19 protein-coding genes are annotated in these 16,851 nt (G+C 67.3%); 12 read left to right on the top strand and 7 right to left on the bottom strand.

Annotated elements, in window-relative coordinates; translation table 11 throughout:
* Positions 1 to 35 precede the first annotated feature (35 nt).
* Positions 36 to 1,067, top strand: coding sequence for a PAS domain-containing protein (locus tag ACP7AI_RS10005; RefSeq protein ID WP_426166888.1), 1,032 nt, complete (start codon positions 36 to 38; stop codon positions 1,065 to 1,067).
* Here ACP7AI_RS10005 and ACP7AI_RS10000 read toward each other — a convergent pair.
* The 3 genes from ACP7AI_RS10000 to ACP7AI_RS09990 form a co-directional block, all read right to left on the bottom strand.
* Positions 1,009 to 1,437: a response regulator gene (locus ACP7AI_RS10000; RefSeq protein ID WP_426166886.1), complete on the bottom strand. Its 429-nt coding sequence runs from the start codon at positions 1,435 to 1,437 to the stop codon at positions 1,009 to 1,011. The two genes, ACP7AI_RS10005 and ACP7AI_RS10000, sit on opposite strands and share 59 nt — an antisense overlap.
* Before the next feature lie 87 nt (positions 1,438 to 1,524).
* Entirely contained in the window at positions 1,525 to 3,561 is a 2,037-nt protein-coding gene (locus ACP7AI_RS09995) for a transglycosylase domain-containing protein (RefSeq protein ID WP_426166884.1), read from the bottom strand.
* The gene (locus tag ACP7AI_RS09990; protein ID WP_426166882.1) at positions 3,562 to 5,130 is read right to left on the bottom strand and encodes a peptide chain release factor 3; all 1,569 of its coding nucleotides are present in this window, start codon (positions 5,128 to 5,130) and stop codon (positions 3,562 to 3,564) included. It lies immediately after the preceding gene.
* Positions 5,131 to 5,287: 157 nt separating this feature from the next.
* Here ACP7AI_RS09990 and ACP7AI_RS09985 point away from each other — a divergent pair, with 157 nt between their 5' ends.
* The 3 genes from ACP7AI_RS09985 to ACP7AI_RS09975 are packed head-to-tail and all read left to right on the top strand — an operon-like array spanning position 5,288 to position 7,013.
* Positions 5,288 to 6,259, top strand: coding sequence for a D-alanyl-D-alanine carboxypeptidase family protein (locus ACP7AI_RS09985; RefSeq protein WP_426166880.1), 972 nt, complete (start codon positions 5,288 to 5,290; stop codon positions 6,257 to 6,259).
* A gap of 55 nt (positions 6,260 to 6,314) precedes the next feature.
* Entirely contained in the window at positions 6,315 to 6,665 is a 351-nt protein-coding gene (locus ACP7AI_RS09980; protein ID WP_426166878.1) for a Rid family hydrolase, read from the top strand.
* Between the two features lie 45 nt (positions 6,666 to 6,710).
* On the top strand, positions 6,711 to 7,013 hold the full coding sequence (locus tag ACP7AI_RS09975; protein WP_426166876.1) for a 5'-nucleotidase: 303 nt from the start codon (positions 6,711 to 6,713) through the stop codon (positions 7,011 to 7,013).
* A gap of 5 nt (positions 7,014 to 7,018) precedes the next feature.
* Here ACP7AI_RS09975 and ACP7AI_RS09970 read toward each other — a convergent pair whose 3' ends face one another.
* From ACP7AI_RS09970 to ACP7AI_RS09955, 4 genes are read right to left on the bottom strand one after another with little or no spacing between them, the layout of a single operon-like run.
* Positions 7,019 to 7,741, bottom strand: a complete 723-nt coding sequence (locus ACP7AI_RS09970) for a class I SAM-dependent methyltransferase (protein WP_426166874.1) — start codon at positions 7,739 to 7,741, stop codon at positions 7,019 to 7,021.
* 60 nt (positions 7,742 to 7,801) lie between these two features.
* Entirely contained in the window at positions 7,802 to 8,989 is a 1,188-nt protein-coding gene (locus ACP7AI_RS09965; RefSeq protein WP_426166872.1) for a zinc-dependent alcohol dehydrogenase, read from the bottom strand.
* A gap of 3 nt (positions 8,990 to 8,992) precedes the next feature.
* The gene (locus ACP7AI_RS09960; RefSeq protein ID WP_426166870.1) at positions 8,993 to 9,565 is read right to left on the bottom strand and encodes an SRPBCC family protein; all 573 of its coding nucleotides are present in this window, start codon (positions 9,563 to 9,565) and stop codon (positions 8,993 to 8,995) included.
* Positions 9,566 to 9,605: 40 nt separating this feature from the next.
* Positions 9,606 to 10,211, bottom strand: coding sequence for a Dps family protein (locus tag ACP7AI_RS09955; protein WP_426166868.1), 606 nt, complete (start codon positions 10,209 to 10,211; stop codon positions 9,606 to 9,608).
* A 128-nt stretch (positions 10,212 to 10,339) separates the two neighbouring features.
* Between ACP7AI_RS09955 and ACP7AI_RS09950 the strand changes: the two genes are divergently transcribed.
* Genes ACP7AI_RS09950 through ACP7AI_RS09915 form a run of 8 tightly spaced genes read left to right on the top strand, consistent with a single transcriptional unit; the run spans position 10,340 to position 16,807 of the window.
* Positions 10,340 to 10,765 carry an ABA4-like family protein gene (locus ACP7AI_RS09950; protein WP_426166866.1) on the top strand — a complete coding sequence of 142 codons (426 nt, stop codon included), beginning with the start codon at positions 10,340 to 10,342 and terminating at the stop codon, positions 10,763 to 10,765.
* A gap of 32 nt (positions 10,766 to 10,797) precedes the next feature.
* Positions 10,798 to 10,995, top strand: a complete 198-nt coding sequence (locus ACP7AI_RS09945; RefSeq protein WP_426166864.1) for a DUF1289 domain-containing protein — start codon at positions 10,798 to 10,800, stop codon at positions 10,993 to 10,995.
* The gene (locus tag ACP7AI_RS09940) at positions 10,992 to 12,002 is read left to right on the top strand and encodes an LLM class flavin-dependent oxidoreductase (RefSeq protein WP_426166862.1); all 1,011 of its coding nucleotides are present in this window, start codon (positions 10,992 to 10,994) and stop codon (positions 12,000 to 12,002) included. The genes ACP7AI_RS09945 and ACP7AI_RS09940 overlap by 4 nt, the downstream gene beginning before the upstream one ends.
* Entirely contained in the window at positions 11,999 to 12,451 is a 453-nt protein-coding gene (locus tag ACP7AI_RS09935) for a UDP-N-acetylglucosamine--LPS N-acetylglucosamine transferase (RefSeq protein ID WP_426166860.1), read from the top strand. Before ACP7AI_RS09940 ends, ACP7AI_RS09935 begins: the two co-directional genes overlap by 4 nt.
* Complete coding sequence (locus ACP7AI_RS09930; RefSeq protein WP_426166858.1) at positions 12,448 to 12,936, top strand: glycosyltransferase; 489 nt, start codon at positions 12,448 to 12,450, stop codon at positions 12,934 to 12,936. Before ACP7AI_RS09935 ends, ACP7AI_RS09930 begins: the two co-directional genes overlap by 4 nt.
* A complete protein-coding gene (locus ACP7AI_RS09925) occupies positions 12,933 to 13,736 on the top strand; it encodes an acyl-CoA thioesterase (RefSeq protein WP_426166856.1) in 804 nt (267 codons plus the stop codon). The genes ACP7AI_RS09930 and ACP7AI_RS09925 overlap by 4 nt, the downstream gene beginning before the upstream one ends.
* Before the next feature lie 38 nt (positions 13,737 to 13,774).
* On the top strand, positions 13,775 to 15,703 hold the full coding sequence (locus ACP7AI_RS09920; protein WP_426166854.1) for an alkyl/aryl-sulfatase: 1,929 nt from the start codon (positions 13,775 to 13,777) through the stop codon (positions 15,701 to 15,703).
* An 18-nt stretch (positions 15,704 to 15,721) separates the two neighbouring features.
* Positions 15,722 to 16,807 carry a calcium:proton antiporter gene (locus ACP7AI_RS09915; protein ID WP_426166852.1) on the top strand — a complete coding sequence of 362 codons (1,086 nt, stop codon included), beginning with the start codon at positions 15,722 to 15,724 and terminating at the stop codon, positions 16,805 to 16,807.
* Positions 16,808 to 16,851: the final 44 nt, after the last annotated feature.

The following is a 16,851-nucleotide window of genomic DNA, read 5'->3' as shown; positions in this document are numbered from 1 at the left end:
TGGTACGTTATCGACGCCGCAGCAGACGGAAACGCATGTCATCCCTGTCCCCGATAGAGGCTGCGTCGCCGACGCAAGACGACGGTTTTCACGTTCTCGCCAACACGATGCCGCAGATGGTGTGGTCGACGCTGCCCGACGGTTATCACGACTATTATAACGCCCGCTGGTATGAATTCACCGGCATGCCGGCCGGATCGACCGATGGTGAAGGCTGGAACGGCATGTTCCATCCCGAGGACCAGGAACGGGCCCGCGAACTTTGGCAGCACAGTCTCGACACCGGCGACCCCTATGACATCGAATATCGCCTGCGCAGCGCCGATGGCGAATATCGCTGGGTGCTCGGCCGGGCGCTGCCGATGCGCGGCCCCGATGGCCGCATCACGCGCTGGTTCGGGACCTGTACCGACATCCATGACCACAAGCTGGCGCTCGAGCAGCGCGAGATCATCTCGCACGAGTTGAGCCACCGCATAAAGAACATATTTTCGGTCATCGGCGGGCTGGTCGGCATGGTCGCCCAGGCGCGGCCGGAACTGCAGCCGGTCGCTGACGAACTGCGTGAGCGCATTCTATCGTTGGGACGGGCCCATGACTTCGTCCGCCCGCACAGTGCGGCGTCGGCACCGGCGCAGCCCCAGGGCCATTTGCACGGCATGCTGGAGCAATTGCTTGCGCCCTATGGCATCGCCGGCCGCTCACGCATAAAGGTGCGGGGCGATGATCCGGAGATCGACGATCGTTCGGCGACGCCGTTGGCGCTGGTGTTCCATGAACTGGCCACCAACGCTGCCAAATATGGCGCATTGTCGACGCTCCACGGGACCGTCGACATCGATCTGCAGCCGATCGTGGACGGTGTCAGGGTGGTATGGACGGAACGCGGCGGTCCCACGGTCGCGGCCCCGCTCGTCGACGGCTTTGGTGCGCGACTGATGACCTTGAGTGTGGTCAGGCAACTCGGCGGTACCCTCGACCGCGACTGGCGTCCCGAGGGGCTTGTCGTTACCCTGACGATACCGAGGGCCGCAATGCGTCGTCGTTTGCAGCGGGGAACAGCATAAGGTCCGGATCGGCCGGCGCGATGCCGGCAAGCGCGGCCGCGGCGGCGTTGAGGATCGTTTCGTCGCGGAACGGCTTGCGGATATAGCCGATGGCGGTGTCTGCCGGTGCAGCGATCTGCGCCGGATTTGCCGTCACATAGACGATCTTGATGCCGCGCCCGGCCAAGTCTCGCGCCAACTGTGGCCCGGTCGGCCCGTCCCGCAGGTTGAGATCGACAAAGGCGAGATCGGCATGCGCGGCGGCGGCCAACGCCTCGGCCCGGTCGGCCGCGATGGCCGCAACCGTATAGCCCGCGTCGGCGAGGACGCGCTCTATGTCGAGCGCGACGAAGATTTCGTCCTCGACAATCAGGATGGTAGGCAACGGCATGGGCTCTCTCGTGGCAACTGCGACATTCAATGTCTGATGACGCAATCCGTTCCGCGCTCATTTTGACAGGTTGCCGCAATCGTCCCATCAACCCGGTGGTTGCGGTTCCGGTTCCGGCACGGATTCCGGCTCCAACGGCGCGGTCGCCCGGTCGATTGCCCGCGCAGCCCCGTCGATCCGATCGATGTCGACCGTGCCGTCGGCGGCGTCGGTAATGATGCCGGTGATGGCATCGGCGGCATCCCCGGCATCGGGACCGGCGACGGCGTCGATCAGGTCGCCGATCGGCTCGTCACGCCGGCCGGATCGCGGGGCTTCATCGCCTTGCAGGGCGCTGGTCATGAAGCGTTTCCACAGCTTTGCGGGCACGCTGCCGCCGACGACGCCGTTCATCGGGCTGTTGTCGTCGTTGCCGACCCAGACGCCGACGACCAGATCGCCGGCAAAGCCGATGAACAGCGCGTCGCGATGGTTCTGCGTGGTGCCGGTCTTGCCATAGGTCGGGATCGACAGCCGCGCGGCGTTGCCGGTGCCGTTGCGCACCGCCGACTGCAGCAGCTCCAGCATCGGCGCCCGCGCCGGCCAGGGGGTGAGAACTTCGGCGGCATTGCGGACTGTCGCCAGGACTCCGGTGGCGGGGGGACGCGCCAGCGCCGTGGCCTTGACCGGGCGGTTGCCGCGCGCGACCGCGGCAAATGCCTGGGTCATCTCGAGCAGGGTAATCGGCGAAGTGCCGAGCGCCATCGCCGGATATTCGCTGATCGGTGCCGTCACGCCCAGCTTGCGCGCCTGCTCGATGACCGCTGCGGTGCCGACCTGCTGCGCCAGCCGCACGGCAACGACATTCGACGAGGCGGCAAAGGCAGTGGCGAGGCTGACACGGCCGCGATAACGGCCATCGTCGTTCTTGGGGCTGTAGTCGTCGATGGTGATCGGCTCGTCATCGACCATGTCGCCGGGCCGCATTCCGGCGTTGAGCGCGGCGAGATAGACGAACAGTTTGAACGACGATCCGGGCTGGCGCATCGCCTGGGTGGCGCGATTGAACGGCGTGACGTCGTAATCGGTACCGCCGACCATCGCGACGACGGTGCCGTCGCGACGCATGGCAACCAGCGCCGCCTGGCCGACATCGAGGCCGCGACTGCCGGCGACGGCATCGGCCACGGCGCGTTCGGCAGCGCGCTGCAGCCTGGGGTCGAGGGTCGTCTGCACGACGACATCGCCATAATCGGCCTCGCCGGCGGCAGCGCGCGCCTGGGGCAGCGCCCAATCGGCGAAATAGCTGCCGCTCGGCAGCGCCTTGCGACCTGGTTCATAGCGCGCCGGGCGGGCGGCGGCGGCCTGGGCCGCGGTCAGCGCGCCGGTTTCGACCATCGCCTGCAGCACCAGGCGCGCGCGGGCCCGGGCGTCCTCGAGATGGCGGCTCGGCGCCAGGCGCGACGGTGCCTGCACCAGCCCTGCGAGCATCGCCGCCTCGCCGAGCGACAGGTCCTCCGGATCCTTGTCGAAATACACCCGTGCCGCGGCACGGATGCCATAGGCGCCATCGCCGAAATAGACGCTCGACAGGTAACGGTTGAGGATCTCGTCCTTGGTCAGCCGCGCCTCCAGCCAGAAGGCGATGATGATTTCCTGCAGCTTGCGCTTGATCGTGCGTTCGGGGCTGAGAAAGCTGGTCTTGGCGAGCTGCTGGGTCAGCGTCGAGCCGCCCTGGGTATAGCCCGACCCCTGCGCATTGCGGGTCAGCGCCCGGGCGATGCCGCGCGGATCGATGCCCCAGTGATTATAGAAACGCCGGTCCTCGATGGCGATCAGCGCGCCGGGCACATACTTCGGCAGCTGCGCGATATCGACCGGCGCTTCCTTGTAATCGCCGCGCCGGGCGATCGGGCGGCCATCGATGGCGGTCAGCACCAGCGAGGGCTTGCGCGCCGGTTCGAGTGCGCGGCCCAGCGGCGCGCTGGTAACCAGCCAGGCGAGCAGCGCCAGCACGATGCCGAGGGTGATCGCGGCGGCGGGCAGCAGTTTCGGTCGGGCACGCTGCCAGACTGTCCGAGTCTCCGCGGGCGCGGGCGCGGGCTCCAGCTCCGGCGACCCCATGCTGTCGGGCGCCGGCGTCATTCAGGCCCGTTCGCGCGTGGCGCTGAAGCGGATGGCGGTTTCACGGTCGGTGACATAGCGCAATTCCCACGCATCGCGTGCCATGAACACCGGGGCGCCGTCGCGATCCTCCGCCATTGCCGGGCGATTGTCCTCCATGAACTGTTTCAACGCCGCCGGTTCGCCGGCGATCCAGCGCGCCGTCTCGTAGGGGCTGGGCTCGAACGACGCGGCGACGCGATATTCGGCTTCCAGTCGCGAGATCAGCACCTCCAGCTGCAGCTGGCCGACGACGCCGACGATCCACTGGCTGCCGAGCAGCGGCTTGAACAGCTGGGTCACGCCTTCCTCGGCCATGTCGGTCAGCGCGGTGCGCAGCTGTTTCGACTTGGTGGGGTCGCCGAGCTTGACGCGCCGCAGGATCTCGGGCGCGAAATTGGGGATACCGGTGAAGGTGACGTCGTCCTTTTCGACAAGGGAGTCGCCGACCCGCAGCACGCCGTGGTTGGGGATGCCGATGATGTCGCCGGGAAAGGCCTCGTCGGCGATCTCGCGGTCCTGAGCGAAGAAGAAGATCGGCGAGTTGATGGCGATGGCCTTGCCGGTGGCGACCTGGCGCAGCTTCATGCCGCGGCGGAACTTGCCGGAGGCGATGCGCAGGAAGGCGATGCGGTCGCGGTGCTGCGGGTTCATGTTGGCTTGCACCTTGAACACGAAGCCCGACACCTGCGGATCGAGCGGATCGACGGCGGCCGGGAGCGCCGGCTGCGGCCGTGGGCTGGGCGCGAACTCGGCCAGCGCGTCGATCAGGGCCTCGACACCGAAATCCTTCAGCGCCGACCCGAACAGGACCGGCGTCAGCGCGCCCTTGCGGTACAGATCGGCATCGAGCGTCGCATAGCCGCCCAGCGCCAGCTCGGCCTGGTCGCGCAGCCGCTCGGCGATCGGCCCGCACAGCGTGTCGATCAGCGGATCGTCGAGGCCGGTTGTCTGCACTGTTTCGCCCGCCGCATTGGTGCCGGTGCCGTCGGGCTTCAGGAATTTGTGGGTCCTGAGGTCGTACAGGCCTTTGAATTCCCCGCCCATGCCGGCCGGCCAGTTGAGCGGCGCGACGTCCAATGCCAGCATGTCGGCGATTTCGTCGAGCAGCGCGAACGGGTCGCGGCCTTCGCGATCGACCTTGTTGATGAAGGTCAGGATCGGCACGTCGCGCAGCCGGCACACCTCGAACAGCTTGCGCGTCTGCGCCTCGATGCCGCGCGCCGCGTCGATGACCATGACGGCGGAATCGACCGCGGTCAGCGTGCGATAGGTGTCTTCGGAAAAGTCTTCGTGGCCCGGCGTGTCGAGCAGGTTGAAGGTCATGCCGCCACGCTCGAAAGTCATCACCGACGAGGTGACGGAGATGCCGCGCGCCTGCTCGATCTTCATCCAGTCCGACCGCGCCCGGCGATTCTGGCCGCGGGCACGGACTTCGCCGGCCATGTGGATGGCGCCGCCGAACAGCAGAAGTTTCTCGGTCAGCGTGGTCTTGCCGGCGTCGGGATGCGAGATGATCGCAAAGGTACGCCGCTGGTTAGGAGCGGTCATGGCCGGTGGGCAATGACAGGCTGCGCGGCGCGGCGCAATGGGGCGATGACGACAGGGCGACGGCGGGATGCGGTGACACGAGTCCGGCGGGGCCTTCGCAGCCGCCCCAATCCGCTATAGTCTAGGCGTAACAGGGGACTATTCGAGGATCTGCGCATTGCGCTTTAGAAGTTTCGCAAAACTGGTGGCGGCGGCGATGGCTTTTGCCGTCGCGGCCCCGGGTGGTGGCGCCAGCCTCTACGCCGTGCCGAAATATGCCGCGATCCTGATCAATAGCGACACCGGCGAAGTGATGTACGCCCGCCAGGCCGATGAAACCCGCTTTCCGGCGTCGATCACCAAGGTGATGACGCTTTATGTCGCCTTCCAGGAGCTGAAGGCCGGCAATATCCGCGAGAGCGACGAGATCCGCATTTCCAGCCATGCCGCCTCGCAGCCGCCGTCGAAACTCGGGTTGCGGCCCGGCGCGACGATCAGCGTGCGCGATGCAATGGGCGTGGTCGCCACCCGATCCGCCAACGACATCGCCGTGGCGCTGGCCGAGTATATCTCGGGCAGCCACACCGAATTCGCCGCGCGGATGACGCGCGAGGCGCGCCGGCTCGGCATGTCGCGCACCACCTTCGTCAATGCGACCGGCCTGCCGAACGCCGGGCATGTCACGACGGCGCGCGACATCGCTACCCTGTCGCGGGCGCTGATCCGCGATTTCCCGAAACGCTATCCGCTGTTCAGCCAGGTCGCCTATGAATATGAAGGCCAGCAGATCGGCAACCACAACCATCTGCTGAAGACCCTGCCCGGCGTCGACGGCATCAAGACCGGTTTCACCAACGCCGCCGGCTTCACCCTGGCGGCATCGGCGGCGCATGACGGGGTCCGGCTGATCGCCGTCGTGCTCGGTGGGCCGAACCGCATGATGCGCGACGGCAATGTCTCCGATTTGCTCGATACCGGCTTTTCGGTGCTGACCCGGCGTTCTCGCGGCGAACAGACGACGGTTGCGCAGAACTTTGCCGAGCCCGACGACCTGTCGGATGCCGTCATGGACCGGCTGGCCAGCGAGGCACCGTCGGCCGATGGCCTGGTGCTCGCGGCGCCGCCCGCGCCCCTGCGCCGCCGGCCCTGATGAGCCCTCGACTCTGACCCGCCGCCATATCCATTCCGGGTCGCCGTTCGAGGCGATGGTCGGCTATTGCCGCGCCGTGGTGCAGCCGCCGTTCGTCTTCGTCGCCGGTACCGTCGGTCGTGATCCGGTAACGGGTGACCTGCCCGCCGATGTCGAGGGCCAGTGCGCCAATGCGCTGGCGATCATCGCCGCCGCGCTGGCCGAGGCCGGGGCCGGCTTCGCCGATGTCGTACGCGTCACCTATTACGCGCCGGAACGCAGCGATTTCGAGCGATGCTGGCCGCAGTTGCGCGCGACCTTCGGCGCCAGCCCGCCGGCGTCGACGATGGTCGTCGCCGGATTGATCGACCCGGCGATGCGGATCGAGATCGAGGTGACCGCAATGCTGCCGCAAAGTCACCGCTGATAGCGACCGCAACCCGGCGTTGCGGGGAACGCCATGGCCTGGTCGTTGCTGCTCATGCTCCAGCTTGCCACACCGGGAATCGACGCTCTGGCCGATTTCGACCTTCGCAAGCTGAAACCGGCAACGGGCTGCCGCGGCACGGGTGACGAGATCGTCGTCTGCGGGCGGCGGGAGCCAGTCGATCGCAACCGGCTCCAGCCGCTGCCGCAGACCAGCTACGACACGCCGCTGGTCGCCGAGACCGGCATCATCGGCAAAGTTCGCGGCAGCATGACGGCCGCCCCGTTCGCGCTGCCGAACGGCGTCGTCAGCAATCGCGCCATGGTCAACGTCAAGATCCCGTTCTGACGCCCTCAGGGTTTGGTGAAGCGATAGAGGAAACGGTCGGTCTTGCCGCGCACGGCCGGGTCGAACACCAGCTTGGTCGGGTCGTCGCCGGCGGTCTGCAGCACCGGGCTGCTGCCGGCGTATCTGAACCCCGCCTTCTCGAAATCGGCGCGGACAACTGCCGGGTCGATGCGGTGCGTCTTGTCGGCCTGTTCGCGCGCATCCAAGCCGGTGACGCCGACATGGTCGATGACGATGACGCTGCCGCCCTTCTTCATGGCCTGGAACAGCCTGGCGTTGAACGCCGCCGGGTCCATGCGCGGGAACTTATACTTGTCGCTCTGCCAGTAGAGGTCGTGATAGGTCAGGTGGAAAAAGGCGACGTCGAGGCCGGTGGGGAATGGCACGTCGGCCGGCATGGCCTTCAACAGGGTAACGTTCGTGTCACGCCTGGTGAGCGCATCCCAGTTGGCGAGTGCCTTGGGATCTTCGAGGAACGGCGGCGGTTCCAGCGCGGTCACACGGCCGGTGGGTCCGACAACGCGTGACAGCAATTCGGTGTAGTAACCATTGCCAGCCATGACATCGAGGACACGGTCGCCGGGCTTGATGCCGCTGGCGGCAAGGACCTCGACCGGCTTGCGCGCCGTATCGAGTGCCACCGCTTCGGCGGGGCGATCGGCAAGCGACACCGGCGCTGCCGCCAAGGGCGCGGCGAGCACGGCGACGGCAAGAATCAGGTGGCGCATGACTCTCTCCCGCAACTGTCCGCACAGGTTAATATGCCGTGCGGACAGTGCAAGAGGTGCTTACGCCGCCAGCGCCATCCCGGGCTTCAGCACGACCTTGGTGACGTCGTTCTGCTGGTCGTGGAACATCTTGTAAGCCTCGGGCGCCTGCTCGAGCGGCATGCGGTGGCTGATGAGGAAGGTGGTGTCGATCTTGCCTTCGAGGATCGCCGTCAGCAGTCCGGGCAGGTAGCGCTGCACATGGGTCTGGCCGGTCTTCAGCGTCAGGCCCTTTTCCATGATGGCGCCCATCGGAAAATTGTCGAGGAAGCCGCCATAGACGCCGGGCACCGATAGGCGGCCACCCTTTCGGCAGGCATAGACCGCCTGGCGCAGCGCGTGCGGGCGATCGGTGCCGAGGAAGGTCGAGACCTTGATCTGGTCGATGACATTGTCAGCAAACAGGCCATGGCTCTCGAGGCCGACCGAATCGATGCAGGCATCCGGACCGACACCGCCGGTCATCTCGCGCAGGGCGAGCGCCACGTCCGTGATCTCGAAATCGATGGTCTCGGCGCCGAATTTCTTCGCCAGCTCGAGCCGGTGCGGGAAATGGTCGATGGCGATGACGCGGGCGGCGCCCATCAGGAATGCCGACTGCACGGCAAACAGCCCGACCGGGCCGCAACCCCAGACGGCGACGGTATCGCCGGGCTCGATATCGGCATTTTCCGCCGCCATCCAGCCGGTCGGCAGGATGTCCGACAGGAACAGCACCTTGTCGTCGTCGATGCCATCGGGAATGACGATCGGGCCGACATCCGAATATGGCACGCGCACATATTCGGCCTGGCCACCCGAATAGCCGCCGGTCAGGTGCGAATAGCCGAACAGCCCGGCCATGCCCTGACCGTAAACCTTTTCGCCCAAGTCCTGGTTTTCGGGCGGATTGCCGTTGTCGCACGCCGAATACTGCGTCTTCTTGCAATGATAGCAACTGCCGCAAGCGATGACGAAGGGGACGACGACGCGCTGGCCCTTCTTCAGCGTACTCTTCGGCCCGACCTCGACAACCTCGCCCATGAACTCATGGCCCAGAATGTCGCCGGCCTTCATGGTCGGAATATAGTGATCATAAAGGTGCAGGTCCGAGCCGCATATTGCGGTCGACGTCACCTTGATGATGGCATCACGCGGATTGACGATGCCGGGGTCGTCGACGGTATCGACGCGGACGTCGTGCTTGCCGTGCCAGGTGAGTGCGCGCATCGCCTATTCCTTTTCCGCCAGCGCGGCATTGCGCGCGCCGGTGCTGATTTCGCCGGTTTCCATCAATTGCTTCAGCCGCCGCAGGTCGTGGCGCGACTGGATCGCCGGCTCGCGGCCGAACAGCTTCGCGACCGCCTTGCCGATCATGCCGGCCGGCGGATCATAGGCGATCGTCGCCGTCACGACGGTGCCGCGATCGCCGGCGTCCGCGAACTGGACATGGCCGCTGTTGGTGATGTCGCCCTCGGACGTCCAGGCAAACTCACTGCCGGGGGTTTCCTGGGTGATGACGCTGTCCCACTCGACGGTGGCGCCCGCCGGGGCCTTCACGACCCAATGCGAATGCCGATCATCGGCCACGTCGACCCGGACGATGTTTTCCATGAAGGACGGCAGGTTCTGAAAATCGCGAAAATAGTCGTAAAGTTCCTGCCGCGGCCGGGCGATCGTCACGCTGCGCGCGGTAACCTGGTCGCCGACCGCGACCTTGCCTCTGCTCGCCTCGGCACGGTCGGCGTTATCGCGCAAAGCAGCGTCCGGTGCATCGTCGCGATGCACCGTTTCATGATCTGACATGATGGCCTCCGTTGGTTCAGGCGTTGGGTCAGGCGTTGGGTCAGGCGTTGGGACGGGTCAGGTTGGTCTCGGCCAGATGTTCGGCGATGAACCAGACCTGCGATTCATTGGTGCGGATGACATTGCTGACGAGAATGTCGTTGGTGCCGTCGTCGCCCGCCTCATCGGCCTCGTCGGCCATCTCGCGCGAGGCCTTGAGGATGATCTCATGAGCTTCGAGAAGGCGCGACAGCTGCGACGGTACGTCCTCGCGGCCCTTGGGCGGACGCGGGATCGTCGTCATCTCGGCAACATCGGGGGCCATGGCGATCGACAGGCCGCCCAGCATCATGATGCGTTCGGCGATCAGGTCGACGAGAGCGGCCTGCTCCTCGTAATGCTTGTCGAGCAGCAGGTGCAGTTGATAGAAAGTGGCGCCGGACATCTGCCAGTGATGCTTCTTGTACAGGTCGCGGATCGTCATGGTTTCGGCCAGAACCTGGTTCAGCGCGGCAACGCTCTGGCTGCGGGCGTTGCCCTCGAGCGCAATCGGCAGGTCCTTCAGCGTGCCGAACGGCTGGATCTCGCGATAGTCGACGCGGAACTGCGGCTGGGCTTCGCTATCGGTGGTGATCTTGTCGGAAATCTTGGAAGCGGCTTTGGCCATGGCGGAGCACCTTCTGTCTGGAAAATCGGAACGCATCCGCTCAACGTCCGCTTTCGGGGGCAGTTCCCTCGGGTGTGAATCTGCCGCGCCGGCTTGACCGGCCGGCGGCGTGCGGCGACGCTGCCGCGATGGACTTCGAAAAGCTCTTCTCGATCGCCAGCACCGGCGCGCTGATCGGCTGGGTGCTGCTTGTGCTGGCGCCGCTGCGGCGCGAGTGGGCCGTCCTCGGTGCCCGGCTGGTGGCGGCGCTGCTCTGCGGTTTCTATTTCACGCTGGTGGTCACCGGCCTCGCCGGCGGCGGCGGCATGGCGGAAGGGGCCGGCTTCGACACGCTGGCCGGGGTGCGGCTGCTGCTGTCGACCCCGCAGGCGCTGCTGGCCGGCTGGGTGCATTACCTGGCATTCGACCTGTTCGTCGGCAGCTGGGAAACGGCGGACGCGCCCAAGGCGCGGGTGCCGCACTGGCTGCTGCTGCCCTGCCTCGCCCTCACCTTTGTCGCTGGGCCCGTCGGCCTGCTGCTTTATCTTGTCGTGAAGGCGGTCCGGCAACGGTGACAAATGTCATCGACGCCACCATAACAGGGGACATGGATCTCCAGCCCGTGCGTTCGCCCTGTACAAATGTCTGCCGCATCGATGCCCGCACCGGGCTGTGCGAGGGCTGTCGCCGCACCGTCGACGAGATTACCCGCTGGCCGCTGGCGAGCGAAGCCGACAGGGCGGCCATCCTGGCTGAGCTGCCCGGCCGTCCCGGGCCCCGCAAGCGGCTGGGCGTGCGCTGGTGATACTCTCCGTTCTCGACCAGACGCCGATCGCGGCCGGCACGACGCCGTCGGCGGCGCTGGCCAATTCGATCGACCTCGCCCGGCATTGTGAAGCGCTCGGCTATCACCGCTATTGGCTCGCCGAGCATCACGCCTCCCCGGCGCTGGCCGGCAGCGCGCCCGAGATCCTGATCGCCGCCGTCGCTGCCGCCACCAGCCGCATGCGCATCGGCTCGGGCGGTATCATGCTGCCGCATTACTCGCCGTTGAAGGTCGCCGAACAGTTCAGCCTGCTCGCCGGGCTGTATCCGGGCCGCATCGACCTGGGGCTCGGCCGCGCGCCGGGCAGCGACCAGCGCACCGCCATCGCGCTGCAGCGCGACCGCCGCCAGCAGGCGCCCTATGATTTCCCGCAGCAGCTGGCGGAGCTGATCGGCTATCTCGAGAACAGCCTGCCCGGCGACCACCCGTTCGCACCCTATGCCATGACGCTGCCGGGCCTGCCCGAGGTGCCCGAGCCCTGGGTACTGGGCTCGTCGCCCGATAGCGCGCTGTTCGCCGGCGATCTCGGGCTGCCCTATTGCTTTGCCGATTTCATCAACGCCGGCGGCGCCGCGGTGGCGGCAGACTATCGCCATCGCTTCACGGCGCGCCATGCCGGTGACAAGCCGCGGGTGATGATCGCGGTGTGGACGGTTGCTGCCGACACCGATGCGGAGGCCGAGCGGCTGGCGGCCCCGGCGCGGATGATGTTCGCGCACCTGCTCACCGGCCGCTCGATCGCGGTGCCGGACCCCGAAACCGCGCTGGCCTGGCTGGCGGAGCATCCCGAGCTTGCCCGCGGCCGCGCCGGACGGCGCGTCGTTGCCGGATCGCCGGGAACCGTGCGCGCCGGGCTGGCGGCAGCGGCGGCGGAATATGGCGCCGACGAGGTTATGCTGGTCAACATTCTCCACGATCACCAGGCCCGGAAGCGCAGCTACACGCTCGCGATGGAGGCGATGGCCGGGCTGGCGCAAGCCGCGTGAGTGGCCGCAAGCGTGTGCTCGCCATCGCTTCGGGTGGCGGCCATTTCGTCCAGCTGCTGCGCCTGGCGCCGGCGTGGGCAGAACACGACGTCACCTATGCGACCGTCCATGCCGCCTCCGCCATCGATGTCGCGCCGGCACCGCTGCTGACCTTTCGTGACGTCAGCCGCGCCGACCTACGGCGGCTGCCACTGGCGCTGTGGGACATTGCCGCCATCCTGATCCGCGTGCGGCCGCAGGTCATCATCACCACAGGCGCGTTGCCGCCGCTGCTGGCCCTGGCCCTGGTGCGGCCGTTCGGCGTGCGGACGCTGTGGGTCGACAGTATCGCCAATTCCGAAGTGCTGTCGGGTTCGGGCCGCCACGCCGGCAAGGTCGCCACCGCCGTTCTCACCCAATGGCCACAGCTTGCCGAGCCCAAGGTCGAGCATTGGGGCAGCGTGCTGTGAGCGTTTTCGTGTCGGTCGGATCGATGATGCCGTTCGATCGGCTGGTCCGCGCCATGGATGCCTGGGCGGCGGCGCACCCCGATGTGCCGGTCGAAATACAGATCGGCCGCGGCAGCTATGAACCTGTCCATGCCCGCTGGGTGCGGATGATGCCGGTCGATGCCTACCGCGAGCGGGTCGCCGCGGCGCGATTGTTCGTCGCCCATGCCGGGATGGGGTCGATCATCACCGCCATCGAGGCCGGCAAGCAGCTGCTGATGCTGCCGCGCCTGCGCAGCGAAGGCGAGCACAATACCGACCACCAACTCGCCACCGCCGCCAGCATCGGCAACCGCGCCGGACTGCATGTTGCCGCCGATGCCGCCGACCTGCAGCTGCGCGCGTCGGCGCTGCTTGCCGACAGCGGTGCACCACCGGCGCCGATCGCGCGCTTTGCCGATCCGGCCTTTACGGATCGCATCCGCGCCTTCATCGAGGCGGCATGAGCCTTATTCTACCGCTGCCGACCGACGATCCCTTGCGCTTTCGCCTCGACGTCACGCCGCAACTGTGCGTCGGCCATCCCGACAGCCAGTTCCTGTTCGGTGGCGCCGGCATGGCATCGGGGCTGGCGGCGATCGAGGCGGCGACCGGGCGGCAGACCGTGTGGGCGGCGGCGCAGTATCTGTCCTATGCGCGGCCGGGCACGACGCTCGATCTCGATGTCGTCGTGCCGGTCAGCGGCAAATACACCAGCCAGGCGCGGGTGACGGCGCGCGCCGGCGATACCGAGATCTTCACCGTCAACGCGGCGCTCGGCGCGCGGCCGGATGCGCCCGAGGCGCAATGGGCGGCGATGCCCGACGTGCCGCGGCCCGAGGACTGCCCGGCGATGGAGTATAACTGGATCCGCCGCGCCGACGACATCAACGGCAGCTTCCACCAGCGCGTCGCCGCCGGCCGCTTCGGCGTTGCCCGCCGCGAAGGCGGCCCCAGCCCCGACGGCATCGCCCGGCTGTGGTGCGCGCCGGTCGACGCGTCGGTGACCGTCGACCGCATCCTCCTCGGCATCATCGGCGACTTCCTGCCGTCGGGGATCGGCAATGCGCTCGGCACCAATGCCGGCGGCAACAGCCTCGACAACACCATCCGCTTTGCCCGGCTGGTGCCGACCCGCTGGGTGCTGGCGGATATCCGCATCCATGCGACGGCGCAGGGCTTTGCCCATGGCCGGGTGCACCTGTTCGCCGAGGACGGCACGCTGCTGGCGACGGCCAGCCAGTCGGTCATCCTGCGGATACATTGATCAGGTTGCAGCTTGTTTCGGCAGCGTTAGTCTGCGGCATGAAGACCAGCCTCCTCCCCCTCCTCGTCTGGGCCGCCGCCGCGAATGCCGCGCCGACCGCCAGCCCCGCCACCATCGCCGACAATGCCGCGCTCGCCGCGACGCTGAACTGGGATGACCGGCTGGACTTCGATTTCGCCAGCCGCGGCCTGGTCGCCGGACCGGCCGCGCCGCAGATCCGCGACAAGGCCGGCGCGGTGCTCCACGATTTCGCCGAGGATGCGCAATTCAGTGGCCCGGCGCCGGCGACGGTCAACCCCAGCCTGTGGCGCAACGCGACGCTGCTCGCCAAGGCCGGGCTGTTCAAGGTGGCGGACGGCATCTGGCAGGTCCGCGGCCATGACCTGTCGAACATGACGGTCATCGCCGGCAAGACCGGCTGGATCCTCGTTGACCCGCTGACGACGACGGAAGCCGCCGCTGCCGCGCTGGCGCTGGTCAACGCCAAACTCGGTACCCGGCCGGTCATTGCGGTCATCTACACCCATAGCCATGCCGACCATTTCGGCGGCGCCGGCGGCGTCATTACCGCCGCCGATGCCGCGGCCGGCAAGGTCGCCGTGATCGCGCCGCAAGGCTTCATGGAGCATGCGGTATCGGAAAACGTCATCGCCGGGCCGGCGATGCTGCGCCGGGCCGAGTACATGTTCGGCGCGCTGCTGCCGCGCAGCGCCACCGGCCATGTCTCGGCGGGGCTCGGCCCCGCCCGCACCGCCGGTGTCATCTCGCTGATCGCGCCCAACGACAGCATCCGGGCGACCGGCGACACACGTACCATCGACGGCGTGCGCTTTGAATTCCAGATGACGCCGAACACCGAGGCGCCGGCGGAGATGAACTTCCACCTGCCCGGCCTGCGCGCCCTGTGCATGGCGGAAAACGCCAATGGCGCCATGCACAATCTGCTGACGCCGCGCGGCGCGCTGGTCCGCGACGCTCATGGCTGGTCGAATTACCTGCTGGAGGCGCGGCGCCGCTATGCCGGGAAATCGGACGTTGTCTTCACCTCGCATTTCTGGCCGCGCTGGGGTGCCGACGAGGTCTCACGCTACCTGCTGCTCCACGCCCAGGCCTATGCGTTCGTGCATAACGAGAGCGTGCGGCTGATGAACAACGGCCTCAACGCCGTCGAGATCGGCGAGGCGATCAAGCTGCCGGCGCCGCTCGCCCGCGCCTGGTACAACCGGCCCAACTATGGTTCGCTGAAGTTCAACGCCCGGGCGGTGTACCAGCGTTATCTCGGCGCCTTCGATGGCGATCCGGTCAATCTCGACCCGTTGCCGCGCAATGACGTCGCCGTCCGCTATGTCGCGGCGATGGGCGGCAGCGCCAAGGTGATGCAGTTGGCGGCCACGGCGGCGGCGACGGGTGATGACCGCTGGGCGGCGACGCTGCTGGGCCATGTCGTTCGCGCCGACCCGGGCGATGCCGGGGCCAGGGAGGCGCTGGCGAAGCGTTATGAGCAATTGGCCTATCGCAGCGAGGCGGCGCCGTGGCGCGATTTCTACCTGTCGGGCGCGCTCGAGCTGCGGGACGGCCCGAAAACCACGGCGACGGTCAACGGCAACGGCATCGCCGCCAACCTGCAGGTCGCGCAGCTGCTCGACACGATGAGCGTGCGGGTAAAGCCGGAGGCGGCGAGCGGCGCGCCGTTCACCGTCGCCTTCGTCATTCCCGACATGAAGGAGCGCCATCTGGTGACGATTGCCAATGGCGTGATGCTCCACGAAATCGGTGTTGCCGATGCGGCCGACGCGACGCTGACCGTGTCGCGCCTGGCGCTGATCGGCATGGTCGGCGGGCAGGTCATGGCGATGGACCTGATGGACCAGGGCAAGCTGCAGATTGACGGCGATCCGCTGGTGCTGCAGCGTTTTCTGACGCTTTTCCAGCCACCGCGGCCGGTATTCCCGCTCGTCACGCCATAAAGCTGCTATTGCCCGGCGATGAGCAAGGCTGTCTATCATGGCCCTCTGGGCCTGCCGATCTGGACCTGGGCGGCGCCGTTGGCGGCACTCGGTGTCTCGGCGCTGATGCTGGCCCCGGTCGCGCTGCCGCCGCTGGTACTGGCACCGATCCTGATCGCCGCGGTGTTGGCGGCCGTCCACCATGCCGAAGTCATCGCCCATCGCATCGGCGAGCCCTATGGCACGCTCGTACTGGCGCTCGCGGTGACGACGATCGAGGTCGCGCTGATCGTCTCGTTGATGATCGCCGGCGGTCCGGCGACGACGGCGCTGGCGCGGGACACGGTCTTTGCGGCGGTGATGATCATTCTGAACGGCATCATCGGGCTATGCCTGCTCGTCGGCGGCATCCGCCACCTGGAGCAGCGTTTCAACGTCGACGGCGTCAACGCGGCGCTGACGGTGCTCGGCGCGCTGACCGTGCTGACCATGCTGCTACCCAATGTCACGATGACGGTGCCTGGCCCGGTCTATGCGCCGAGCCAGCTGGCGTTCGTCGCGCTGGTGTCCCTGATCCTCTATCTCACCTTCGTCTTCACCCAGACCGTGCGGCACCGTGACTATTTCCTCGACCTCGATGCGGTCGAGGCGCATGTCGCGCCGCCGCCACCCGCGACCGCGATCGCCGCGTCCGCGCTGCTGGCGTCGGCGCTTGTGGGTGTCGTGATGATCGGCAAGGCCTTGGCGCCGACGATCGAGGCCGCAGTGGCGGCCGCCGGCGCGCCGGTCGCTCTGGTCGGGGTCATCATTGCCGGCATCGTGCTGCTGCCCGAAGGCCTGGCGGCGATGCGTGCGGCACGGGTGAACCGCCTGCAGGACAGCATCAACCTGGCACTGGGTTCGGCGCTGGCCTCGATCGGCCTGACCATACCGACGGTGGCGGTGGTGTCGCTGGTGATGGGCGTGCCGCTGACGCTCGGGCTCGATGTCAAGGACACGCAGCTGCTGGCGCTGTCGCTGTTCATGGCGGTGCTGTCGCTGCGCACCGGGCGCACGACGATCCTCAACGGTGTCGTCCACCTGGTGATCTTTGCGACCTATCTGTTCATTGTCGTCGTGCCGTAGGCAATGCCGCCGCTTTGGTCCAGGATGCGGCCGACAGGGGGGAT

Origin of the sequence: Sandarakinorhabdus sp. DWP1-3-1 (assembly GCF_049896705.1) — a bacterium.
GTDB lineage: Bacteria > Pseudomonadota > Alphaproteobacteria > Sphingomonadales > Sphingomonadaceae > Sandarakinorhabdus.
Note: the sequence above shows the minus strand (reverse complement) of the source record. Positions and strands in the feature narration are given on the sequence as shown.

Coding starts and splice junctions, on each gene's coding strand:
- ACP7AI_RS10005 (WP_426166888.1), top strand. CDS start 36: ATGTCATCCCTGTCCCCGATAGAGGCTGCGTCGCCGACGCAAGACGAC.
- ACP7AI_RS10000 (WP_426166886.1), bottom strand. CDS start 1,437: ATGCCGTTGCCTACCATCCTGATTGTCGAGGACGAAATCTTCGTCGCG.
- ACP7AI_RS09995 (WP_426166884.1), bottom strand. CDS start 3,561: ATGACGCCGGCGCCCGACAGCATGGGGTCGCCGGAGCTGGAGCCCGCG.
- ACP7AI_RS09990 (WP_426166882.1), bottom strand. CDS start 5,130: ATGACCGCTCCTAACCAGCGGCGTACCTTTGCGATCATCTCGCATCCC.
- ACP7AI_RS09980 (WP_426166878.1), top strand. CDS start 6,315: ATGGTCGGCTATTGCCGCGCCGTGGTGCAGCCGCCGTTCGTCTTCGTC.
- ACP7AI_RS09970 (WP_426166874.1), bottom strand. CDS start 7,741: ATGCGCCACCTGATTCTTGCCGTCGCCGTGCTCGCCGCGCCCTTGGCG.
- ACP7AI_RS09965 (WP_426166872.1), bottom strand. CDS start 8,989: ATGCGCGCACTCACCTGGCACGGCAAGCACGACGTCCGCGTCGATACC.
- ACP7AI_RS09960 (WP_426166870.1), bottom strand. CDS start 9,565: ATGTCAGATCATGAAACGGTGCATCGCGACGATGCACCGGACGCTGCT.
- ACP7AI_RS09955 (WP_426166868.1), bottom strand. CDS start 10,211: ATGGCCAAAGCCGCTTCCAAGATTTCCGACAAGATCACCACCGATAGC.
- ACP7AI_RS09950 (WP_426166866.1), top strand. CDS start 10,340: ATGGACTTCGAAAAGCTCTTCTCGATCGCCAGCACCGGCGCGCTGATC.
- ACP7AI_RS09945 (WP_426166864.1), top strand. CDS start 10,798: ATGGATCTCCAGCCCGTGCGTTCGCCCTGTACAAATGTCTGCCGCATC.
- ACP7AI_RS09925 (WP_426166856.1), top strand. CDS start 12,933: ATGAGCCTTATTCTACCGCTGCCGACCGACGATCCCTTGCGCTTTCGC.
- ACP7AI_RS09920 (WP_426166854.1), top strand. CDS start 13,775: ATGAAGACCAGCCTCCTCCCCCTCCTCGTCTGGGCCGCCGCCGCGAAT.
- ACP7AI_RS09915 (WP_426166852.1), top strand. CDS start 15,722: ATGAGCAAGGCTGTCTATCATGGCCCTCTGGGCCTGCCGATCTGGACC.